Annotated in this window: 15 protein-coding genes and 1 pseudogene; 12 read left to right on the top strand and 4 right to left on the bottom strand. The window is 66.0% G+C overall.

The window, feature by feature from the left end:
- Positions 1-96 precede the first annotated feature (96 nt).
- From BM214_RS00735 to prsR, 5 genes are read left to right on the top strand one after another with little or no spacing between them, the layout of a single operon-like run.
- Complete coding sequence (locus tag BM214_RS00735) at positions 97-1,464, top strand: TIGR03013 family XrtA/PEP-CTERM system glycosyltransferase (RefSeq protein ID WP_244887790.1); 1,368 nt, start codon at positions 97-99, stop codon at positions 1,462-1,464.
- Between the two features lie 12 nt (positions 1,465-1,476).
- The gene (gene prsK, locus BM214_RS00730; protein ID WP_090483285.1) at positions 1,477-3,657 is read left to right on the top strand and encodes an XrtA/PEP-CTERM system histidine kinase PrsK; all 2,181 of its coding nucleotides are present in this window, start codon (positions 1,477-1,479) and stop codon (positions 3,655-3,657) included.
- A 10-nt stretch (positions 3,658-3,667) separates the two neighbouring features.
- Positions 3,668-3,943 carry a BrnT family toxin gene (locus tag BM214_RS00725; protein WP_090483417.1) on the top strand — a complete coding sequence of 92 codons (276 nt, stop codon included), beginning with the start codon at positions 3,668-3,670 and terminating at the stop codon, positions 3,941-3,943.
- Entirely contained in the window at positions 3,936-4,160 is a 225-nt protein-coding gene (locus tag BM214_RS00720) for a hypothetical protein (protein ID WP_090483284.1), read from the top strand. The genes BM214_RS00725 and BM214_RS00720 overlap by 8 nt, the downstream gene beginning before the upstream one ends.
- A gap of 53 nt (positions 4,161-4,213) precedes the next feature.
- Complete coding sequence (gene prsR / locus BM214_RS00715; protein ID WP_244887789.1) at positions 4,214-5,599, top strand: PEP-CTERM-box response regulator transcription factor; 1,386 nt, start codon at positions 4,214-4,216, stop codon at positions 5,597-5,599.
- A 52-nt stretch (positions 5,600-5,651) separates the two neighbouring features.
- On the opposite strand, the gene BM214_RS00710 is transcribed toward prsR, so the two are convergent.
- Positions 5,652-6,641, bottom strand: a complete 990-nt coding sequence (locus tag BM214_RS00710) for an Rpn family recombination-promoting nuclease/putative transposase (protein ID WP_090483283.1) — start codon at positions 6,639-6,641, stop codon at positions 5,652-5,654.
- A 127-nt stretch (positions 6,642-6,768) separates the two neighbouring features.
- On the opposite strand from BM214_RS00710, the gene BM214_RS00705 reads away from it, so the two are divergent.
- The 3 genes and pseudogenes from BM214_RS00705 to BM214_RS12335 all read left to right on the top strand — a co-directional run bounded on the left by BM214_RS00705 (position 6,769) and on the right by BM214_RS12335 (position 9,941).
- Complete coding sequence (locus tag BM214_RS00705; protein ID WP_090483282.1) at positions 6,769-7,719, top strand: transposase; 951 nt, start codon at positions 6,769-6,771, stop codon at positions 7,717-7,719.
- Between the two features lie 222 nt (positions 7,720-7,941).
- Positions 7,942-8,787: pseudogene (locus BM214_RS00700) on the top strand (sigma 54-interacting transcriptional regulator); the annotation flags it as partial.
- A 200-nt stretch (positions 8,788-8,987) separates the two neighbouring features.
- Entirely contained in the window at positions 8,988-9,941 is a 954-nt protein-coding gene (locus BM214_RS12335; RefSeq protein ID WP_177217541.1) for a PEP-CTERM sorting domain-containing protein, read from the top strand.
- Positions 9,942-10,023: 82 nt separating this feature from the next.
- Here BM214_RS12335 and BM214_RS00690 read toward each other — a convergent pair whose 3' ends face one another.
- From BM214_RS00690 to BM214_RS12905, 3 genes are read right to left on the bottom strand one after another with little or no spacing between them, the layout of a single operon-like run.
- Positions 10,024-10,896, bottom strand: a complete 873-nt coding sequence (locus BM214_RS00690; RefSeq protein WP_090483280.1) for a ThiF family adenylyltransferase — start codon at positions 10,894-10,896, stop codon at positions 10,024-10,026.
- A 9-nt stretch (positions 10,897-10,905) separates the two neighbouring features.
- On the bottom strand, positions 10,906-13,170 hold the full coding sequence (locus BM214_RS00685; protein ID WP_090483279.1) for an efflux RND transporter permease subunit: 2,265 nt from the start codon (positions 13,168-13,170) through the stop codon (positions 10,906-10,908).
- Positions 13,171-13,222: 52 nt separating this feature from the next.
- A complete protein-coding gene (locus BM214_RS12905; RefSeq protein WP_280521870.1) occupies positions 13,223-13,357 on the bottom strand; it encodes a hypothetical protein in 135 nt (44 codons plus the stop codon).
- Between the two features lie 232 nt (positions 13,358-13,589).
- On the opposite strand from BM214_RS12905, the gene BM214_RS00680 reads away from it, so the two are divergent.
- The 4 genes from BM214_RS00680 to BM214_RS00665 all read left to right on the top strand — a co-directional run bounded on the left by BM214_RS00680 (position 13,590) and on the right by BM214_RS00665 (position 17,638).
- Positions 13,590-14,378, top strand: coding sequence for an outer membrane lipoprotein-sorting protein (locus BM214_RS00680; RefSeq protein ID WP_090483278.1), 789 nt, complete (start codon positions 13,590-13,592; stop codon positions 14,376-14,378).
- Positions 14,375-15,760 carry a hypothetical protein gene (locus tag BM214_RS00675; protein WP_090483277.1) on the top strand — a complete coding sequence of 462 codons (1,386 nt, stop codon included), beginning with the start codon at positions 14,375-14,377 and terminating at the stop codon, positions 15,758-15,760. Before BM214_RS00680 ends, BM214_RS00675 begins: the two co-directional genes overlap by 4 nt.
- A 24-nt stretch (positions 15,761-15,784) precedes the next feature.
- A complete protein-coding gene (locus BM214_RS00670; RefSeq protein ID WP_090483276.1) occupies positions 15,785-16,513 on the top strand; it encodes a PEP-CTERM/exosortase system-associated acyltransferase in 729 nt (242 codons plus the stop codon).
- A gap of 171 nt (positions 16,514-16,684) precedes the next feature.
- Positions 16,685-17,638: a GNAT family N-acyltransferase gene (locus tag BM214_RS00665; protein ID WP_143096320.1), complete on the top strand. Its 954-nt coding sequence runs from the start codon at positions 16,685-16,687 to the stop codon at positions 17,636-17,638.
- Positions 17,639-17,751: the final 113 nt, after the last annotated feature.

Here is a 17,751-nt window from a genome sequence, read left to right as displayed (position 1 = left end):
GACGCGGGGGTGCCCGGGACAAGGTCCCGGGATCCGGCCAGGCTACGAAGGCCCCTTCGGATCCGCCACTTTCACCTGCGCATCCTCGGCCGGGAGTTGTCCTCCCCCTTCCTGCTGCTGTTCTGCACCGAGGCCCTGGTCCTCGCCTTTGCCATCCTCCTGTCCGGTTACGTCCTGCCTCTTTTCTCCTCCCCTGGGCCGGATATCGCAGTCGATTCCATCCAGATCGCCCTGTTCATGGCCCTGCACATGGTGGGCATGCTCTGCATGGGCCTCTACCGGCGGGGATTCCGCGGGGGGGTGGCCGCAGTGGCCTCCCGGGTCACCGGGGCCCTGGCCCTGGGGACGGCCCTGATGGCAGTCCTGTTCCTGCCCTTCCCGGGGCTGTCGATGCCTTGGCAGGGCCTGCTGGCGGCCACCGGGCTGGCCCTGCCGGGCCTGCTGGCCGTGCGCTTCGGTATCCATCATCTGGTGGATCATAATGCCTTCAAACGCCGTGTCCTGGTGCTGGGGGCGGGGGAGGGCGCCAGCATGTTCCAGCGCCTGCGCCGCAGGGCGGACCGGGTGGGTTTCACCGTGGTGGGGTTCGTGCCGGGGGGGGAGGGGCGCACCCGGGTCTCCGGGGAATCCGTTGTGCGTCTCGACGAACCGCTGCCCGACTTCGTGCGCCGGCACCATATCGACGACGTGGTGGTGGCCTATGACGATCCCCGGGGCGGTTTCCCCGCGGACGAGCTCATGCATTGCAAGATGCACGGGCTCAATGTCCTGGATGTGGCCGACTTCTTCGAACGCGAGGCGGGGCTGCTGCGGCTGGATGTCCTGCGGCCCTCCAGCTTCGTCTTCGGAAGGGGATTCCGCCACAGCGTCTATCGGGATCACGCCAAGCGGGTACTGGACGTGGTCACGTCCCTGGTGCTTTTGGGTTTGACCTGGCCGCTGATGCTGGTCTGCGCCCTGGGGATCGCCCTGGAGGACCGGGGGCGGGGCTCGGTGATCTTCCGTCAGGTGCGCACGGGACAGCATGGTAATCCATTCACCCTGTTCAAGTTCCGCAGCATGGTCATGGATGCCGAGCGGGATGGGGTGGCGCGGTGGGCGCAGAAGGGGGATCCGCGGGTGACCCGCTTCGGGGCCTTCATGCGCAAGACCCGTCTGGACGAGCTGCCGCAGCTGTTCAATGTGCTGCGCGGGGATATGAGCTTCGTCGGTCCACGTCCGGAGCGCCCGGAGTTCGTGGAATCCCTGGCCGTGAAGCTGCCCTACTACCGGCACCGCCATTGGGTGAAGCCGGGCCTGACGGGATGGGCGCAGATCCACTATCCCTACGGCGCCTCCGAGGAAGACGCCTTCGAGAAGCTCAAGTACGACCTCTACTACGTCAAGAATCAGAGCATGGCCCTGGACCTGCTCACCATCCTGCAGACGGTGGAAGTGGTGCTCTGGGGCCGCGGCTCCCGCTAAGGCCCTCCCGCCATGGACGTGGGGGTCACGGGTTTCGGTGTCGCGGCGGCCGCGAACCTGCTCCTGGTGGCCGTCCTCGCCATTGGCTGGAAGCGGCGCCTCCAGGGTGCGCTGCTCATCCTGGCCGCCTTCGCCGGTCTGACCTGGGCGGTGGTGCTGGGCCTGCGGGCGGGCTATCCGCAGGCCGTGGGTATCCCGGTGATCTTTTTGGCCGAACTGCTGCGGGATGCGGCCTGGATCGCCTTCCTCTGGGGGCTGATTCGCCAGGCCCGCAGCCCGGCCGGGGCGGAGGTGCCGTCCCGGCCAGGGCCGCCCCGGGGCGGCCCCAACGAAACGGAAGGATCCGGGGCCGTTTCCGCCCTGCCGGGGGGTGCGGCGGGCCTGAGCCCCCCGCTGCGGGCCCTGGGGCTCGGTGCCCTGGGGTTGGTGGCCCTGCTGGCCTGCTATGCGTTCCTATTGCCCTGGCTGCCTGCGGTGGGGTTTCGCGGCGATGTCCTGCTGGCGGGCAAGCTCCTGGTGGCCCTGGCGGTCCTGCTGCTGGTGGAGCAGATCTTCCGCAATAGCACCACCGAGGCCCGTTGGGCCATCCAATACCTCTGCCTCGCCCTGCTGGGGATCTACGGCTTCGATTTCTACCTGTATGCCGAGGGCCTGTTGTTCCACCAGGTCTCCGGGGGGCTGTGGGCGGCCCGGGGCTTTGTCAGCGCCCTGGTAGTGCCCCTGATCGCCGTCTCCGCGGCCCGTAACCCCCAGTGGTCCCTGGACGTCTACGTCTCCCGCGGCATGGTCTTCCATACCGCCACCCTGCTGGGGGCGGGGGGCTACCTGCTGCTCATGGCCGCCGCCGGATACTACCTGCGCACCTTCGGCGGCGAGTGGGGCACCGTCCTGCAGGCGGTCTTCCTCTTCGCCGCCCTGCTGGGGGTGTTGGTCTTCTGGGCCTCCGGCCACCTGCGCTCCCGCTTCCGGGTGTTCGTCAGCAAGCATTTCTTCAACTACAAATATGACTACCGGGAGGAATGGTTGCGGTTGATCCATACCCTCTCGGACAGCCGTTCCCGTGAGGGCCTGCCCGACCGGGTGGTGCGGGCCCTGGCGGATATCGTGGAGAGCCCGGGGGGGCAGTTGTGGATGCGCGACGGCGGAAGGCATTTCCGGCAGGTGGCGCAGTGGAATATGGTCCAGCCCACGGCGGCGGGGGAGGCGCGGGATGGCGCCCTCGGGACCTATCTGGGGCAGACCGGCTGGGTGCTGGACCTGCACGAGGTGCGTACCCACCCGGAGGCGTATCCCGATCTGGAGTTGCCCGGGTGGCTGGCCGAGGATGCACGCGCCTGGCTGCTGGTACCCCTGCGGCAGGAGGACGACCTTTTGGGCTTCGTGCTCCTGGCCCCTTCTCGGGCCCTGAAGGCCATCAACTGGGAGGACCGGGATCTGCTCAAGACCGCCGGCAAGCAAGCGGCGAGCCATCTGGCCCAGATGGAGGCCCTGCAGGCGCTGTCCGAGGCCCGTCAGTTCGAGGCCTTCAACCGCCTCTCGGCCTATGTGGTGCACGACCTGAAGAACATCATCGCCCAGCTCTCCCTGGTGGTGAGCAATGCCCGCAAGCACGGCGACAATCCGGCCTTCCTCAAGGATGCCATCGGCACCGTGGAGAACGCCGTGGAACGCATGAACCGGCTCATGCTGCAGCTGCGCAGCGGGGATCCCGGCCGCGAGGCCACCCCGGTGGACTTGGCGGGCCTGGCGCAGCAGGCCGTGGCGGCGGCCCAGGGGCGTGCACCCCGGCCGCAACTGGCGCACAATGGGGATGAATGCCCGGTACTGGCCGACCCCGAGCGGCTTCGGGCCGTGCTCGGTCATCTGCTGCAAAACGCCCAGGAGGCCACCCCCGGGGATGGCCGGGTGGATCTCTCCCTGTGGCGGGACAGCCGCAACGCCCATCTCGAGATCACGGACACCGGCACCGGCATGACCCCGGAATTCATCCGCGAACGCCTGTTCCGCCCCTTCGACACCACCAAGGGGCTCACTGGCATGGGCATCGGCGCCTTCGAGAGCCGTGAGTTCATCCGCGCCCTGGGAGGGGATCTGGAGGTCTGGAGCGAACCCGGCCAGGGCTCCCGGTTCCGCATCAGTATCCCCCTGGCGCGGGACCAAGAAGCTTTTCGCTCACCAGGGATGCGGGATTAGGGTGGCGGGCTTGAAGTTTGATTGGAGTGAAAGTAAGGCGATATTAAATCAAAAGAAGCATGGTGTAAGCTTCGAAGAAGCAAGTACCGTTTTTGCGGACTTTTTATCCATCACGATTGATGATCCGTTGCATGCGGTAACGGAGTCTCGTTTCGTGACGGTTGGTCTATCAGAGAAACGAAGGTTGCTCGTTGTTTTCCATAAAGATCAGAAGGATGCAATTCGATTGATATCTGCTCGGCTGGCGACGAAACAAGAAAGAAAGAGGTACGAAAGTGATGGATGAGAAAGACGAGCCCATGCTTGCGGAGTACGATTTCTCCCATGGGATGCGTGGAAAATATGCGGCCCGCTATCGGGAGGCAACCAATATCGTCAGACTCGATGATGATGTGGCCGCCCTGTTCAGTAATTCGCAGGAAGTCAATGAAGCCCTGAGGGCGCTCGGCAAGATCATCCGTCAACATTCCGAAGGGGCGGATGAGAAAGCACGCCAGGGTTGAGTGGGCATCTCTGCCGCCCTCCAATCGAACCACCAGCCAGAGGCACCCAGACCTTGACCGGAGGCACACAGCAAAAACCCGCCCTGTTGATCGTGGAGGACGACCCCGGCCTGCTCAGCCAGCTGCGGTGGTGCTTCGAGGACTTCGAGGTGCTCACCGCGAAGGACCGTGAGGAGGCCATCGCCCAGTTGCGCCGCGGCGAGCCGCAGGTGGTCACCCTGGACCTGGGGCTGCCGCCGGATCCGGGGGGGGCCAGCGAGGGGCTGGCGGCCCTGGAGGAGATGCTGGCCCTGGCCCCCGAGACCAAGGTCATCGTCGTCACCGGTAATAATGACCGGGACAATGCCGTGCAGGCCGTGGCCCTGGGGGCCTATGACTTCTACCAGAAGCCCGTGGATGCCGATCTGCTCAACCTCATCGTGCAGCGGGCCCACCGGCTCTTTGAGCTGGAGGCGGAGAACCGCCGCCTGGCCCGCCGGGATACCCCGGAGCCGCTCCCCGGCCTGGTGGCTGGAAGCCCGGAGATGCTCAAGGTCTGCCGCACCGTGGAGAAGGTGGCCCCCACCAACGCCACCACCCTGCTGCTGGGGGACAGCGGCACCGGCAAGGAGGTGATCGCCCGCGCCCTGCACGGCCTGAGCCCGCGGGCCAAGGGGCCCTTCGTTGCCATCAACTGCGCCGCCATCCCGGAAAACCTCCTGGAGAGCGAGCTCTTCGGCTACGAGAAGGGGGCCTTCACCGGCGCCAACCGGCAGACCAAAGGCAAGATCGAATACGCCGACGGCGGCACCCTGTTCCTGGACGAGGTGGGGGACCTGCCCCAGGCCCTGCAGGCCAAGCTGCTGCGTTTTCTGCAGGAGCGGGTCATCGAGCGCCTGGGGGGGCGCGAGGGCATCCCCGTGGACGTGCGCGTGGTCTGCGCCACCCACCAGGACCTCTCCGCCCTCATCGCCGATGGGCGCTTCCGCGAGGACCTGTTCTACCGCATCAGCGAGATCACCATCCACATCCCGCCTCTGAAGGAGCGTAGCGGCGACGCCCATCTCCTGGCCCGGGCCCTGCTGCAGCGCTATGCCCGGGACCAGGGCCGTTCGGTCCGGGGCTTCTCCCAGGACGCGATCCAGGCCATCGAGCGCCACGACTGGCCCGGCAACGTGCGTGAGCTGGAAAACCGCGTCAAGCGCGCCGTCATCATGGCCGACGCCAGCCAGGTCACCGCCGAGGATCTGGAACTGTCCCCGGACGCCGACCAGCCCCTGATGCTGAACCTGCGCCGCGTGCGGGACGAGGCCGAGGGCCGCGCCGTGCGTCACGCCCTGCAGATGGTGGACGGCAACATCTCCCGCGCGGCGGAACTGCTGGGGGTGAGCCGCCCGACGCTGTACGACCTGATGAAGAAGCATGATCTGGACAGGAGTCGGGGCGCATCCTCTGCGTAAGCCTCGCTCAACGGCCCGTGATCCGTCACTTACCCTTGACTTACTCCATCCCTCAGTGAGGCTGATCCGATCGCAGGGCCTTCACCTCGTCCAGGCTCAGGCCCGTGCTCTGGGCAATCTGCTGGTCGTCGAGCAGTCCTAGCTTGAGCAGGTTGATGGCCGCCAAGCGCTGGCCTTTATGCAAGCCAATCTGTTCGCCTTCCTGTCGTCCTTCCTGCCGCCCCTTCTGCAAGCCGGCCGCCTCGCCCTTCTGGCGCTCCTTTTCCGCCCAAGTCTGAAGATTTTCCGCCAGCATCGCATTGTCCTCCACCAAACTGTTGACCTGTTCCAGCGCCTTCTCTGTCTCGGCGCCCAACCGCGTGAGGTGACGCTTGAGCCAGCGGGTGATCACCTCGTCCAGGCGCGATTTCTCTGGATGTGCCCGGATGCGTGCCGCCAGGCGCTGCACGGCCTCCTGCAAGGCATCCACATCCTTTGACGCCTTCTCCACCTCGAAAATCCCACTCAGCGGCGTATCCCGCTCTGCCAGCTCTTCTTCGCTGAAGGCTGACTCGTTCACCAGATAGTAGCGCAGGTGGGGCTGATACACCCCCACGAACCCCGGCGGCTCCGGTCGGATCATTCGATAGATGTCCTCCCGCGCCGTCCACCGCTTCGAGCCGTTGTACAACACCACCGGGAAGATCGGCGGCATGCCCTTGCGGGCTGTTGTGACGTGGGTCTTGATCAGATGATCGTAGAAGCAGGCCACATAGTGCAGCATCCGGATCGGCAGGCGGTGGTCCACCGTGGACTGAAACTCCAGCAGCAGATACACGAACACCCGCTGCCTGGTGCCGTCCCAGGTCACCTCCACCGACCAGACCTTGTCCTCGAACTTCTCGCCAAACAGCGGGGTGATGTAGCTTCCGCTGTGGTCCGTGAGGGTAGAAAAGTCCATCATCGCCGCCACTTCCGGTGGCGCAAAACCCTCGATGAGCTGGCGCACCAGTTCCGGGTAGCTGAACAGTTCCTTGTAGCCCGTGTCGTGGTGGTTGCTCATGTAGCGTCCTGGCGGGAGATCCGGCCATAGTGTGCCATATTCGCTCCTAGCTTGGCCGGTCTATTCCCCTGCGGTAACCTGTCCACATATCGGCCACGGAACTGGCCGGAAACCACTGGAGGGAACCATGCCGCGCCCCCGTTGTGAACAGATTTCACTCACCGATACCCCCTACTACCACATCATCTCGCGCTGTGTGCGGCGCACTTTCCTCTGCGGGCAGGATCAGGCCACCGGCAAAAGTTTTGAACACCGGCGGCAGTGGATCGAGGATCGTATCCGGCTGCTGGCCTCCCTGTTCGCCGTGGACATCGCCGCCTATGCGGTGATGTCCAATCACTATCATCTGGTGGTCAAGCTGGACCCAGCCCAAGCCGAGTCCTGGTCCGATGACGACGTGTTGGGGCGCTGGACTTGTCTGTTCAAGGGGCCGCTGCTGCTCCAGCGGTATCTGGCGGGAGACAAGCAGGAAAGCTATGAGCTGGCCCAGGTGGCGGAATTCGCCCAATGCTACCGGCAGCGGCTGGCCAGCCTGAGCTGGTTCATGAAGTGTCTGAATGAGCTCATCGCCCGGCAGGCCAATCAGGAGGACGGCTGCACGGGGCATTTCTGGGAGGCCCGCTTCAAGTCGCAGGCCCTGCGCACCGAAGCCGCCCTGCTCAGTTGCATGGCCTATGTGGATCTCAACCCGGTGCGGGCCGGGATGGCAGACACGCCCGAGACTTCAGAGCACACCAGCATCAAGGAACGCATTGCGCCCCGGTTCGATCTGGCCCAGGCCGTGCGCGAGCAGGTGAAACTGGACGCCTTGCTGCGGTTCGATGTGCCGGTGAAGCCGTTGCTGCCTTTTGAAGGTGCATTCGCGGACCGCGAGCAGCCCGGCATCCCCTTCGCCCTCGAGGACTATCTGTCCCTGGTGGACTACACGGGGCGGGCCATCGACCCGAGAAAGAAGGGCGCCATTGCCGACACCCAGCCCCCGATCCTGCAGCGGCTGGGACTCACCCCGGATCAGTGGCTGGCCCAGAGTACGCAGTTTGAGGCCCTGCACCGGCAGCAACGACGATCAGCGGCCTGACTGGCCTATTCTTCAGAGGGTTTTCCCGTGCTGCGGTGATATGCCGAGGAAGGTTCTTGCCCGTCGTTCCTGTGCTGGAGCCAGATATTCGGGGGAATCAGCGGCTGACGGTGGTTTTCGGGCCCGGTGCCTTGAGGGAGGGCGTAAGAGGGGCCTTGGGCGGGGCGGCAGTAGGCGAATGGCTGAGCAAAAGGGTCAAGAGTGCCTGTCCCTTGTCTGTCTGTCCTGCTGGGGGACAGCGGCACCGGCAAGGAGGTGATCGCCCGCGCCCTGCACGGCCTGAGCCCCCGGGCCAAGGGGCCCTTCGTCGCCATCAACTGCGCCGCCATCCCGGAAAACCTCCTGGAGAGCGAACTCTTCGGCTACGAGAAGGGGGCCTTCACCGGCGCCAACCGGCAGACCAAGGGTAAGATCGAATACGCCGACGGCGGCACCCTGTTCCTGGACGAGGTGGGGGATCTGCCCCAGGCCCTGCAGGCCAAGTTGCTGCGCTTCCTGCAGGAGCGGGTCATCGAGCGCCTGGGGGGGCGCGAGGGCATCCCCGTGGACGTGCGCGTGGTCTGCGCCACCCACCAGGACCTCTCCGCCCTCATCGCCGATGGGCGCTTCCGCGAGGACCTGTTCTACCGCATCAGCGAGATCACCATCCACATCCCGCCTCTGAAGGACCGCACCGGCGATGCCCATCTCCTGGCCCGGGCCCTGCTGCAGCGCTATGCCCGGGACCAGGGCCGTTCGGTCCGGGGCTTCTCCCAGGACGCGGTGCAGGCCATCGAGCGCCACGACTGGCCGGGCAACGTGCGTGAGCTGGAAAACCGCGTCAAGCGCGCCGTCATCATGGCCGACGCCAGCCAGGTCACCGCCGAGGATCTGGAACTGTCCCCGGACGCCGACCAGCCCCTGATGCTGAACCTGCGCCGCGTGCGGGACGAGGCCGAGGGCCGCGCCGTGCGTCACGCCCTGCAGATGGTGGACGGCAACATCTCCCGCGCGGCGGAACTGCTGGGGGTGAGCCGCCCGACGCTGTACGACCTGATGAAGAAGCATGGGTTGGGGCGTGAAGGATAACCCCCTGCCAGGCTGTGTCGGCCAAATTGACAATCCGCTGCCTATTGTCCCGGAGCCGTTGCAATAGAACGCATTAAGATATTGAAAAATGAGAAAAATAATTTCATGGCGTGGTTCCTGCTTACATGACCTGCAAGGGATCATCCCTAAATCATAGTTCGTTACAACCAGCCGTCCGCGGTTCCATGGAGGTAAACGTCATGAAGATTCTTACAAAGATCGGCCTTTCCGGGGTGGCCCTTGGGGTCTTGGCTGCCACTTCGGTTGCGCAGGCGCAGCCTTTCTATATCAATATTGGTTCCGATTATAGTGGATCAGGGACCAAGCATGCCGGGGGGACCACCACCGGTCTCTTTGATGAAGGCAATTTTGAATATTTTTCCACGACGACCGTAACCGACGCTAATAACAACGGTATCTATGATGCCGGGGATACCGTGGTGGGTACGGGGGGGCGGGATAATGTGCCCCAGTTCGGCATCGGCGATAATTTATCTGGTTCAAATCGGATCACCAGCTTCTCACCTGCTGCAACGCTTGAGGATCTCAACGGGCCTTCATTGAACGGCTATGGTTCCGATCATTGGGAGCTTACCTTCGGATGGAACGACCTTGCGGGTGTGGTCAATTCAGTCGGAGGGATTGACTATAACAGCGGCACTATCAATTTCTATCTGTCCGACTTGAACTCGGAATTGACCAAGTTCCCGGTCATGAGGATCCTCGTGGAGGAAGGGGGCAACAGCGCCATCGGCCAGAGCCTTAACATCCAGGGGACCATTGATTTTACTGGAATTGCTACTAGCACGGCCTTGGGAAGTTCTACGGTGGGCGATTTATTTAATTTTGCCGATCCGAATGCCAGTTTCGCTGATCTTTGGGGTATGGACGTTGAACTGGTCACGGCAGCCGTTGACCAGAATACCGAACCCTTCTGGTTCAATGGCGTAGAGCAAGATAGTAATAACCCTGACTTTACTGAATTTTATGAGACTGCAGGAGGGACCGGTATTATTTCCGGTGAGCACGACGGTTCCGTCGTGTTCCAGGTCCCTGAACCTTCGGCCCTCGCCCTGATCGGGGGGGGGGTGCTGGCCCTGGGTCTGGTGGGTGGTTTGAGACGCCGTTCGCCGGATGTGGCTGGCACGGCCTGACCCGATATAGTCAGCTGGCTGACTGACCACCCGGCAGACGGGAACCCTCCCGTCTGCCGGGTCTTGTGTTACCCGGCCGACCTTACCCTTCCAGGCCAAGCAACAACCCCCGCACACGCAGGAACATGTAACGCTGTAGAGGATTGCGGTTTCCCCACGGGCGCCAGGTCTTCACCAATCGGTTGCGGTAGGCATCGAAATGCAGACCCCGGGGGGCGCAGAGGGTGTCGCCGCGTCCTAAAAGCAGTTTCAAACCGTTGGAGCAGGCCACGCCGGCGGCCAGATCGATGGCCATGGCCGTGGAGGGGAGCTTCTTCCTGAAGAAATTCACGGATCCCTTCTCCACCAGATAGTCCCGCTGGATCATGGAGGGGGAGACCCCGATGACGAACTGGATGATCTTCTCCTCGAAGGTTTCCACGTCATCGAAGCGGAAGTATTCCTCAAAGCTCATGCCCCCGGGGACGAAGGCCAGCATGGAGGTTCCCATGCCCATGGGGGCAGCGGTGATGGCGGGGATGCCCATGTCGTGACAGCGCTGGAACACACGGCGACGGATGTCCAGGGCGAACATGTCCAGACTGTCCATGTAGAGATCCACCCCTTCGAGGAAGGCATCGATGTTCTCCAGGGTGAGCCCGTCGGGCAGGCTGCGGATGTCCAGTTCGGGGTTGATGTCCCGGGCGGCCTCCTCCATGACCCGGAGCTTGGGTTCGTTCAGGTGTTCCATGGTGGCGCCAAACTGGCGGTTGAAGTTGGCCACCTCGAAGACATCCAGGTCGGATAGGCTGAATCGGCCTACGCCCAGCCGGGCCATGGTGATGAGGTGGTTGCCGCCCACCCCGCCCATGCCGCCGATGGCTACGCGTTTCCTCCTCAGGAGTTGTTGTTCCTCTTCGGTGACCCAGCCGATGTTTCTGGAAAAGGCCTCTTCGTAGCGGAATGCGGTGTTCATCTTCCTACCTCAGTGGGGCTTGGATGGTCGCTGGTCGTTGCGATGCCAGAGGATCAGGAGGGCCGGCAGCACCAGCAGATCGAAGAGCAGGGCAGCGGCCAGTCCCAGGGCGGTGAGCAGGCCGAAGGCGGCGGTGGGCTGGAAGGCCGACAGCCCCAAAAGGAGGAACTGGGTGACCAGCACGACGGTGGTGGCCACCACGGCCCGGCCGGCGTGACGGAAGGTGCGGGCGATCGCCCAGGGGGGCGGTGCTCCTGCCCTTCGGCGGCTACGGTAGCCATGCACGATATGGATGGTGTCGTCCACGGCGATGCCCACGGCCACGGCGGCGATCATGGCGGTGGCCATGTCCAGCCAGATGCCGAAGATCCCCATGACCACGAAGATGAGGGCCACCGGCGCCAGGTTGGGGATCATGCTGGCCATGGCCAGGGTGGGGGAGCGCCACAGGATCCACATCAGGGCCAGCAGCAGCAGGGTGACGGCGATGAGGCTGCGCAGCTGCCCCTGGATCAGCAGCCGCTCCTGATCGGCGAAGAGGCGGCCCATGCCCGCCAGGTCCCACTCCATGTCACCCGGCGGGTGGGCACGGAGTTCCGCCCGCAGGTCGTCCATGAGCCGGTTCAGGGCGGTGGCGCCGTGGATGTTCAGGTTCAGCAGCAGGCGGGCACGGCGCAGGTCCCGGTCCACCACGTCGTACAGGTCCACACCGTCGTAGACCAGCAGGTACTGGGCGATGAGGCGCGGATCCTCGGGGAGGGCGCGGAACTCGGGATCCTCGCCGTGGAAGGCCCAGTGCATCTCCTCCACGAAATCCGGCAGGGCCAGGCTGTAGTCCACTTCGGGGCGGGCCTGGAGCCAGCGCTGCACGCGGTCGATATGGGCCAGGCGCTGGGGGTCGTGCAGGCCGTCCCGGGCCGGGGCCGTGAACACCACCTCCAGGGGCATCACCCCGGAGAGCCGCGACTCCACCCGTTGGGTGGCCTGGATCAGGGGGTGGTCCTCGTCGAAGAAGGCGTAGAGATCCGTCTCCACCTGCACATGGCGGATCTGGGGCAGGCCCACCGCCAGCAGCAGCGCGGTGATACCCAGCACCCAGCCGGCACGGCGGATGGACAGATGGGCGCAGAACCCGGTGAGGCGGTCCACCCACTGGATGCGTCCCCGCTGTCGGCTCCAACCTCCCCGGTCCCAGCGGGCGATGAGGGCGGGCAGGATGAGCAGGGCCAGGGCCGCCGTGAGCAGGACCCCGGCCGCGGCGGTGAGGCCGAAGGCGCCGATGGGGCGGATGGGGCTGGCGGTGAGGGAGGCCAGGCCCGCGGCGGTGGTCAGGGTGGTGAACAGCATGGGACGTGCCACCTGGGCCACGGCCCGCCGCACCCGCTCCTGCCCGGTGTATCCCCGCTGCGCCGCGTGCAGGACCGCGTTGAACAGGTGCATGAGCATGGCCACCGCCACCGCCGAGAGCAGGGGCGGGAGGATGGAGGCGATCAGGGTGTAGGGCTGCTGGAAGATCACCAGCAGGGCCACGGCGGCATTGGCCACCGTGGCGATGACGGCGGCCGACAGGATCACCACCAGCCAGCGTCGGAAGAGCCACCAGAGCAGCAGCAGGCCCACCCCCAGGGTGGCGGGGATGAAGGCCATGGTGTCGCTGATCATGGCCCTGAGCTGGGCCACGTCCAGGGCGATGTGGCCGGCCAGGGCGGTGAGGCGAGGCTCCAGGCCATGGTGCTGGATCGCCTGGCGTACCGTCTGTTCCAGGGCCAGGCGCTGCAGGCTGTCCTCCAGTTTCCGGGGACGCACCACCAGGGCCAGGGCACGGCCGTCCTCCGATAGCAACAGGCCCGGGGCGAAGCGATCGGACAGGGCCCGCTGCCGCCATTGCTGCGGCGTGCGGGCATCCAGATCGTAGGGATCCACCAGGGGTTCCACGGCGAACCCGTCGGCGGTGGCGCGGATGTGGTCGGCGGTGAGCACCGAGAGCACCCGTTCCACCCGGGGGTCGCCCCGGATGGCCAGGACCGTCTCGTGCAACGGTTCGAGGAAGGCGGGATCGAACAGGTCCTCCCCCTCGAACAGGGCCACCAGGACCTGTTCCTGGGGGAAGCGTTCCCGCAGCTGGCGGTCGAAGGCCACCGCCGGGTCGTCCTTGGGGAAGTACACCTCGGGGGCGTTGTTGAGCTCGAGCTGCAGCAGCAGCGGTCCAGGCAGGAAAAAGAGCAGGAGCAGCGCGGCCAGGGCCAGGCGGGGTCGATGGAGCATCCACTGCATCACGGGGGGCCTCCTGTGGGCCGGTATGTCAGATGAACGGGTCCGCGGCCGTTTACCCGGATCGGGCCGCCGCCAGTTGCACATCGGCGATGGCCACCTGCGCCCGACGCAGACGCGCCTGTTCCTCCGGCGTGATCCATCCCAGGGTGCGCTGGAGGGCCTCCCCGTAGTCGAACCGATGATTCATCCTGTCCCCCCGATGTGGTTCTTCGGTTGCGCTGGATCCCAGTCTATACCAAGCCGGGCATGGGTACTGGACAGCTTCCCTTCCCGGCACCAGAATCATCCCTGCACGCCGGATCCGGGCCATGGGGCCCGCGGGAGGGAAGGTGAACACCAGGCGATGGGACCGTGAGGGTTTGCAGGGCGGGGGCATCCCCGGACCGGCCAGGGGGCCGGGGCATCTCCTGTGGGCGGCGATGCTTGCGTGCTGTGTCCTTTGGGCGGGTATCCCCTTGGCCCAGGCGGCGGACGGCCCGGGGCAGGAACTGGCGCAGCGGGTGTATGACCGTCCCGACGGCGAGGACGTGACCACCCGCGGGACCATGATCCTTCAAGAGGCGGGGCGCGATCCCCGGGTGCGGCGGATGGTGACCTACCAGCGGGACCTGGCCGCCGGCGAGACCCATTCCCTGATCCGCTTCACGGCCCCCGCCGACATCGCGGGTACGGGGCTGCTGACCCTGGATCATGCCGACGGCAGCAGCGACCAGTGGATCTATCTGTCCGCCCTGGACCGCAACCGGCGCATCCCCTCGGCCCGGCGCGGCGGGCGCTTCGTGGGTTCGGACCTGTATTTCGAGGATCTGCAGGACCGCAGGCCCGATGAGGACCGCCACCGGCTCCTGGGGGAGGACGAGATCGAGGGCGTGGCCACCCTGAAGCTGGAGAGTGTGCCCGTGGATCCGGGGGAATCGGCCTATGCCCGCCGCGTGAGCTGGATCCATGAACCCAGCCTCATCCCCCTGCGCATCGACTTCTATCTCCCCGGGCGGGAGGAGACCCCGGCCAAGCGCCTGCAGGTGCATCGCATCGAGCGGATCCAGGGCTACTGGACGGTGATGGACAGCACCATGACGGACCTGGATTCCGGCCACCGCACCCGCATGACGGCGGAGGAGGTGACCTACGACCGGGATCTGCCGGAGGCCCTGTTCACGCCCCGGGCCCTGTCGGATCCGGAGATGGAGTCCAGGTACCGGCCATGACGGTCCTGCCGCTGCCCGCGTCGGGGCGCGGGCTGATGCTGGCGGCCCTCCTTCTGGCCCCGCCCCTGGGGGCCCAGGGTCTGGTGATCGGAGAGCCGGAGCCCCCGCCCGAGGTTGCGGCCCCGGGGCGGACGGCCCCCTTTCCACTGAAGGAACTGCGTCTGGAGGCCGGTCTCCCCGTCCGGGACGGCCCGGTCTCGGCGGTGCATTACCTCCATGGTCGCCTGGAATGGGACGTGCCGCTCTCCGGGCCGTGGGCCCTGCGCCTCGGGGGTCGCTTCGATGCCCATCTGCAGACCGGGGATTCCCGTCTGGCCCGGGGCGAGGGGGACTACGACGAGACCTTCCTGCGCTACCGCGATCCCCGCCGGCGCATCACCGTGGGGGCGCAGCGCATCCTCTGGGGGCGGGTGGACGAGCGTCCCCCCACGGACGGCCTCGGGGTGCAGGACCTCACCCGCCTGGTGCTGGACGATCTCGAGGACCGCCGGCGGGCGGTGCCGGCCCTGCGCTGGGAGGAGTATTTCCGGGAGTACCGTCTGGATCTGGTGTATATCCCCCGTTTCCGCGCCGCCGAACTGCCGCCCCGGGATGGCCTGTGGCACCCGGTGGACCGTATCCGGGGCCGCATCCTGGGGATGGCGCCGGACCCGCTGCTGGCGCCGCTGGTGCGCCAGGGGCGGGTGCAGGACCGGGACGGCGGATCCGGTGGGGGCGGGGTGCGCCTGAGCCATTCCGGCGCGGGGCTGGACTATGCCTTGAGCGTGCAGCGCAGCCGGCGCTCCGCCCCCTACTACGCCCTGACCCCGGCCGCCCGGCGCGCCCTTCTGGTCGACCCGACGGACCCGGAGGCGGTGCTGGCCGCTGCCCCGGTGACCTTCGAGGGTCTGCATCCCTATACCTGGCGCCTGGGGGGGGACCTGGCCTTTGCCCACGGCCTGTCCACCTGGCGCTTCGAGGCGGCCTGGCTCAGCGACCGTCCGGCCACCCGGGCGGATCTGCGCCCGGTGACCACGGCGGCCCTGGACTGGGTGGCGGGGGTGGAGTTCTTCCCGGGGGATGCCGACCTGCGGGTGAACCTGCAACTGGGGGGTGCCCACCGGACGGGCGGAGCAGAGGATCTGATGGACGCGAAAGACGTCTATACTCTCTTCGGTGACGCCGAGCAGGGATTCGGTCATGGGCGCTGGCAGGCCCGGCTGCGTTTCGCCGTCGGCCTGGACCCACGGGAGGTCTATCTCAATCCGCGCTTGGCCTATGTGGGCCGGGAGCCCCACGAGGTCTATCTCGGATATCACCATTTCGAGGGCGAGGATGCGACCCTGGGCGGCTTCCACGAGCGCCATGATCTGTGGGTTCTGGGGTGGCGCGCCCGTTTCTGATCCCCGGTACCAAGGTATCCGCCCATGTCCCCGCCCAGTCTCGTCCATCATTTCCAGGAGTACTTCCAGGTGCTGCCCGCCCAGGAACCGGAGCGCCTGGAGCAGGTCTTTCGCATCCGCTACGACGTCTATTGCCGTGAGTTCGGCTACGAACGGGAGGAGGATTGCCCCGGCGGCCTGGAGCGGGACGACTACGATGGCCATGCGGTCCACTGTCTCATCATGCACCAGCCCACCATGCGCGCCGCCGGTTGCATCCGTGTGGTCATCCCCCCGCCGGGCGAGCCCGGGTTCCAGCTGCCCCTGGAGCGTTTCTGCGGGGAGAGCCTGGACCACCCGGAGCGCCGGCCGGATCACTTCCCCCGGGACGATATCGGTGAGGTCTCCCGCCTGGCGGTCCACACCCGGTTTCGCCGGCGTAAGGGGGAGTCGGAGACCCCCGCCGGCTTCCCGGCCGACTACATCCTCACGGAGGATGAGCGCCGCACCTTCCCGCTGCTGGGCCTGGCCCTGTTCTGCGCCGGCACCTCCCTCATGAAGCAGGCGGGTCGGGAGCAGGCCTTCGTCATGATGGAGCGCCGCCTGGCCCGCATGCTCCAGGCCTCGGGGTTTCCCTTCGTGCAAGTGGGCCGTCCCATGGCGTATCACGGCGAACGGGCGGCCTATCACGTCACCGTGCAGCAGGTGCTGGACTCCATGCGCCCCGATATCCGGGAACTGCACGAGTTCGTGCACAAGAGCCTGATGCAATAAGGCCTCTTTGCGCGGAATTTTGTGATCACTCGGAATCCGTAGCCGGTCACAAAGCGGATGTTGCATGGCCGCATTGCCTCATGGGTTTGGTGGGATTTGTGACCCGATTCCCGACCCAATGAACCCGGCATGCTGTAATCCCGCCTCGTGTACAACCGCGGGGTGTCCGCCATGTCCAAAACACGCTACGAGGTCTTCGTTGCCGATACGCCCGGAACGCGACGGATCCATCACGCCATCCGCTACTCGGTGTACTGCCTGGAAAGGGGGTTCGAGGATCCCGGGGAGTTTCCCGACGGGCAGGAACGCGATCCCTGGGACGCCCAGGCCACCGCCTTCACCGTCCGGGACCGGGAGACCGGCCTGTGGGTGGGGGCGATGCGCCTGGTGCACCCCTTGGGAGGACATCTGCCGGTGCATCGGCTCACCCGCTTGAGGCGGGAATACGCCCCTACGTCCACTGGCGGCGCCACGGAATTGTCCCGGATCTGCATCACGAAGGGATTCCATGCCCCAGGGAATGCCGGGTCCTTTCCGATACCGGTCCAGCGCCAGGAGCGATGGGGCTCGGACATCCAAGGGCGGTTGGCCGCAGGTATGGGGTGCCGTACCCGGCGGCGCGTGCCGCTGTTCCGGTCCAGGCCGGCGGATGGCGGCGAGTACCTGGGGCGTCATGAGAGGCATGATAGGCCTGACGTGGATGGGGGTGAGCCGGAAACCAAGGGGGGGCTGGCCCCCGTGGAGCGTTCCGAATTGTTTGCCGTGATGCTGCGGGCCGCCATCGAGTACAGCCGCGATCACGAGATTCCCTTCATGTACTTCCTGGTGAACCGGGCCCTGGCCAGGATGGTCCGCCGTCTGGGGTTTACATTTTCCCAGGCCGGTGTCCCCTGTGAGCACCGGGGCATCCGCTATCCCTATCTGGCCCACCTGGACACGGCCGTGGATCATGCCGTGCGTTCCTCTCCGGATATGGCCCGGTTGTTTCTGCAGGGGGAAGTGCCCTACCGGTTTGCCTCCTCCGGGGATCAGCGCGGGGATGGCGGGTCCCCGGGGGCCCATAAGACCGCCATTCCCGGCGAGGCCGCGCGGGACCTGGACTCGGCCCGGGTCGCCATGGGCTGAGCCGGGCGGGCGGTTGCCGGATTGGCTGTCGTGTCCATGATGCGCCTGTCATGCCCCGGTACGGTGGGCACAGGGTGTCGCCACGCTTGATCTTCAAGGTGTCCTCCCCGAGA

Origin of the sequence: Ectothiorhodospira mobilis, from assembly GCF_900114895.1 — a bacterium.
In the GTDB taxonomy this organism is placed as follows: Bacteria; Pseudomonadota; Gammaproteobacteria; order Ectothiorhodospirales; family Ectothiorhodospiraceae; genus Ectothiorhodospira; species Ectothiorhodospira mobilis_A.
The sequence above is the reverse complement of the archived record's forward strand: the minus strand, read 5'-3'. Positions and strand labels throughout refer to the sequence as shown.